This is a genomic window from Ramlibacter sp., from assembly GCF_035706265.1.
GTDB lineage: Bacteria > Pseudomonadota > Gammaproteobacteria > Burkholderiales > Burkholderiaceae_C > Ramlibacter.
On record NZ_DASSVG010000567.1, the window covers coordinates 1 to 3,058 of the forward strand.

Genomic DNA, 3,058 nt, shown 5'->3' on the forward strand with positions numbered 1-3,058 from the left:
CCGGGGGCACCTGCGAGGGCAGCGTCGCCACCTTGCAGGAGGCCGAGCCGGTGCCGCCCGCCAGCGTCCGGGTCGACCGCTCCTTGGGATTGGCACCGTCCTGCGACAGGAAGATGCCCACGTCGTAGCGCGTGCTGGAGCCGAAGTTGACCGTCACCTCCAGGTCCAGGGTGACGCTCGTGCCGCCTTCGCAGGTGGCGGGCGCGCCGCTGCCCGGCGCGATCCGGATGCTGGTGATCTGGACGTCGTTGGCGGTGCAGTTCAGGCTATCGGCCATGCGGTCGCCGACGCACATGTCGACTGGGTAAGTGGCAGCGCGCGCCGCCATGCAGGCCAGCACCAGCAGGCCGCCAGCCACCAAACGGGCCAGGACTCGGGAGAAGAATTGCATTCCGGTGGAAACCATGTGCCCGCGATGCTAGGGCTTGAGAGACAGAGGTCCCTTCGCCCGGTCGTTCAGGTCGAAGGTATCCTGGTCGAACTTCACGCGCAGCGCGACATACAGCCCCTTGGCGCGGTACTCCGCGCCGGCGAAGTCGCGGTCGCTGAAGCCAAGGTGGTTGTAGCCGACCGCGACCCAGGTATTGTCGGTCAGGCGGTAGCCTACGGAGACCCCGAGCTGGTACGAGCGGGCGTGCAGCCTGTGCACGCTCAGCACGCTGGCGCTGGCGCCGAGATCCCAGCGCTCGCCGAGGTCGTGGCGTGCCTCGATGCCGGCGAGGTCCGTGAAGCCGCTGCTGCCGACGTCACCCAGCATCTCGCGCACGTACTTGGCGCTGTACTGGAGCGCCACCTGCGAGCGCGGGCCCGCCTTCCAGTTGGCGTTGAAGTTGCTGATCAACTTGCGCGTGAACAGGCGTGAGGCCAGGCTGCCGCTGGACTCCTCCACGTAGCGCAGGCGCTCCATCCACATCCAGTCGCCGCCGACGGGGCGGAAGGCGTAGCTCAGCTGCCCCGTCACGTTGCGCATCGCGTCGGCACCGCGCTGGTCCAGGTACGCCAGGGCGGCGGCCACCGAGCGGCCCTGCCCCAGGCGGCGCTGCGCACCGAGCAGCAGGTTCACCTTGGTGTCGGTGTCGCTGCCACGCCATTCGGCCCGCGCGTTGCCGCTCCATTGCGCCTCGGTGTAGGCCAGGCCCAGGCTCACCGCGGTGTAGTCGCCGGTGAGGATGCCGAAGCCGGCGCTGGACGGCGTGCCCGAAGGCAGGGGCCGGTCCGGGCCCAGGGCATTGGCCGGCGCGCGCAGCGTCTGGACGCGGTCGATGGCTGCATCGGCTGCCCAGTGCTCGTCGATCTTCACGCGCTGGACCAGGCCCATGGTGCTGTAGAGGCGATTCGCGTCCGCCAGCCCCTGCTGGCCGAGGCCGACCCGCGCCTCCGCCCCCGTCCAAAGCTGCGAGCGCATGCCGACGCGCGTGGTGTTGGCACGGAGTTCGGTGCCGCGGGCGAATTCCTGTTCGGCGAACAGCGTGGTCTCCGGCGTCAGCCGGTAGTCGATGCCCAGGACGAGGCGGTCCGGGTAGCTCGCGGTGCCGCCACCCCGGACGTCGATCTCCGCGGCGGCGCGCAGCGTGATGCCGCGGTCCGCCATGTCGTAGGAGGCGCCGGCGATCGCCTGGCGGGCGTCGATCTGTTCGCCGTTCGCATCCGTTTCGGAGATCGCGCGAACGCCGCCGTTGAGCGCCAGGCCGCCCGGGGCCGCCCAGTCCACGCGCGCTTCGGCCACGTCGCGCCGAACGGGGGTCGCAAGTTCCTCCTGGCGCGAGAGCTGCCCCTGCAGATGCACCTGGTCGGTGACGCGGTAGCGGCCCTCCACGCCGGCGGTGCGCAGGCCCTTCGAGGCTGCGGACTGCTGTCCGAGCCCGAAGCCGGGATCCTGCTTCTGCACGTAAGCGCGCGCCGCGGCCTTGCCGTCGTCGTGGGTCACTTCGGCGAGGAAGGCGCTCCCGCTCTGCGGCCCTTCCTCCGTGTTGCCGTTGCTCCGCGCCGCCTCCGCGTGGATGCGGGTCGTCTCCGATACCTGCACGGTGGCGTCCACTCCGGTGAGCGTTCCCTCGCGGCCCGGGGTGCCTTCGTGGATGCGGGTGAGCCCCAGCTCGCTGCGCTCGCCGAGCTTCAGCGCTCCGCGGGCGCCGTAGGTCGTCGCTTCGGCGCCGTGGTCGTCGGTTTCGTACTCCGCGACGATGAAGACGGGGTTCAGGGCCGCGTCGCGCGAGGGGATCGGCTCGCGGAAGAACAGCGTGCCCGCCACCGGGTCGAGCTCGTAGTCCAGGAAGCGGGCCAGGGACCGGCTGGAGAGCACCTTCTCGGGATGGAAGCGGTCGCGCACCTCGATGCTGACCTTGTCCGAGTTCAGCACGATGTTGCGTCCGCGCAGGCGGTACAGGCCCGAGGTGCCGTCGCCCTGCAGATCGTCGCGCAGGAAGCCCTGCGAGGTGCGGGCGGCGAAGGCGTTGTAGCTGGCATGCTCGCCGCGATACTCCGATTTCACGCCGGTCAGCGTGCGGCTGTAGCGCGCGAGCTGGGAGACGGTCAGGCCGGTGTCGAAGTCGCCGAACAGCGCGTAGAACTGCTGCTTCTCGATCTTCAGGTAGAGCTTGCTCGTGCTCGCGGCATCGAAGCCGGGCTGCGTGGCGTCGCCGTACAGCGTGTAGAACTTCGCCGGGTCCACGGCTTGCCGCAGCACCGGGGCGCCGTCCGTGCCGCGCTCCTTCGCGCTGTCGTAGGCGAGCGTGAGCAGGAAGTCGCCGCGCACGCGGCCCTTGGCGTAGAACGCCAGCCGGTCCTGGTCGAACAGCTGGTCGTCGGCGCCCGCCGCCTGCAGCGCCTCCATGTTGCCCGCGAGCCGCTTGTGCCCGAGGGTGCCTTCGGCGAAGCCGACCAGCACCCACTCGCGCAGCTCGGCGCTCAGCCACGCCCGCACTTCCTGCGTGCGGTTGTCGCCGAAGTTGAAGCGCAGCACCACCTCGCCGGACTGGTTGGTCGGCTCCAGCCGGATCGCCGCGACGCCGTCGGCGCCCACCTCGAACTTCGCGCGCGCGCCGGCGTTGCCGCTCAG

The 3,058-nt window shown here is 70.6% G+C and carries 2 protein-coding genes; both read right to left on the reverse strand.

Going from position 1 to position 3,058, the window contains the following annotated elements; all coding sequences use genetic code 11:
- Window positions 1-406 (reverse strand): hypothetical protein (locus VFM98_RS20370; RefSeq protein WP_325111721.1); only part of this gene is annotated, 406 nt, incomplete at its 3' end.
- Window positions 407-418: 12 nt separating this feature from the next.
- The coding region (locus VFM98_RS20375; protein WP_325111722.1) for a hypothetical protein at window positions 419-3,058 on the reverse strand (2,640 nt) is incomplete at its 5' end.